This window comes from Streptomyces sp. NPDC005784 (assembly GCF_042871525.1).
GTDB lineage: Bacteria > Actinomycetota > Actinomycetes > Streptomycetales > Streptomycetaceae > Streptomyces.
On record NZ_JBIAIQ010000116.1, the window covers coordinates 1 to 1715 of the forward strand.

At 69.6% G+C, this 1715-nt stretch carries 1 protein-coding gene; it reads left to right on the plus strand.

What is annotated here, in order from left to right; all coding sequences use genetic code 11:
- The first annotated feature begins 120 nt into the window (after positions 1-120).
- On the plus strand, positions 121-1512 hold the full coding sequence (locus ACFYR3_RS45730; RefSeq protein ID WP_389288356.1) for an IS1380 family transposase: 1392 nt from the start codon (positions 121-123) through the stop codon (positions 1510-1512).
- The last annotated feature ends 203 nt before the right edge of the window (positions 1513-1715 follow it).

A 1715-nucleotide genomic window follows, 5' to 3' on the forward strand; every position in this document is an offset into this window, starting at 1 on the left:
CCCGGATCCACCGGCTGACGTTTGTGGACAACTTCTCCGGGAACGAGGAAGAGCCTTGTGACCTGCGATGATGGGAGTTCTTGAGGCTTCCAGCACGCACGATGACAAGGCTCTTCCGAGATGCAATCTTCCCATGCCGCCGTCCATGTCTCCGCACTCTTCGACGAGCCGAATCTGATCGCGGATGCGGGACTGCTTCCGCTGGTCGCGCTCGCCGAACGGGCCGGCCTGCCCGGTCTGGCCGCCCAGGTCCGCATCGAGGCGGCCGACAACAGCGGCGGCGCCCATCCGGCGGCCAAGGTGATGTCGCTGCTGGGCGCGATGTGCTCGGGGGCCGATTCCATCGACGATGCCGACAGACTGCGCCATGGCGCAATGGACCGGGCCTTCGCCGGAATACGCGCCCCGTCCACGCTGGGCACCTTCCTGCGCTCCTTCACTCACGGCCACAACCGGCAACTCCACCGGGTGCACCGGGAGTTCCTGGCCCGCCTCGCGACCCACGCCCCGCTGCTGCCCGGCGCCGGGCAGCTGATGTTCATCGATATCGACCCCACCCACCGCCGGGTCTACGGACGGGCCAAGCAAGGCGCCGAGCACGGGCGCCTGAAGGGGCAGCGCACCCTGCACCCGATCGTGGCCACCCTGTCCACCCCGCTCGCCCGGCCGGTGATCGGTGCGGTCCGCCTGCGCCGCGGCAAGGCCGCCGATGTCCGCGGCGCGAAAAGCTTCGTCGCCCAGGCCCTGGCCATCGCGAAGGAGGCGGGCGGAACCGGAATCCGGATGGTGCGGGCGGACAGCAAGTTCTACACCGCCGACGTGGCCGCCGCCTGCCACAGGGCCGGTGCCTATTTCTCCCTGACCACGGGCATGAACCCCTCCATCGCCCCCGCGATCGGCCGCATCGCCGAGGACGCCTGGGTCCCGATCCGCTACCCCGAGGCATTCGTGGATCCCGACACCGGCGAGATGGTCTCCGACGCCGAGGTCGCCGAGACCGAGTACACAGCGTTCACCGGACGCACGAAGGCCGAGCAGGTCACCGCCCGTCTGATCGTGCGCCGGGTGCGACGCCTGAACCCGCAAGAAGTCACCGGGCAGGGCGAGTTGTTCGACTCCTGGCGCTACCACCCCGTCTTCACCAACAGCCCCTTCGGCATGCTTCAGGCCGAACTGCACCACCGGCAACACGCTGTCGTGGAACAGGTGATCGCGGACGGGAAGTCCTCCGCGCTCGCCCACCTGCCCTCGGGAAACTTCCAGGCGAACGCCGCCTGGCTGACCCTGTGGGCCATGTCGCACAACCTGCTGCGGGCCGCCGGCGCTCTGGCCTCGGCCTTCCACGCCAAGGCCACCACCGCCACACTCCGCGCCCACCTGATCCACGTCCCCGCCCGACTCGCCCGCACCGCGAGGATCAAGCTGACCGCCCACCTGCCCGCCAACTGGCCCTGGCAGAGCGCCTATCACGACTTGTTCGAAGCCGTCCACCACTCGCCATCGACACCCTGACGGCCTCCATCCACACCGCACCCTGACGGCCGCACCGGCCACCGGCGACACCGCCACCGCCCCAGCCCCGACTCGAAAGACACTCGGACAGGCCGCGACCCGAGCGCGGCGGGCGCCGCACACCCTCGAACCCCTGCCCCACACCACCATCAGCCCTCGGCGAGAAATCGGACCTCGGAAACATCGGCCGGTGGATCCGGGCT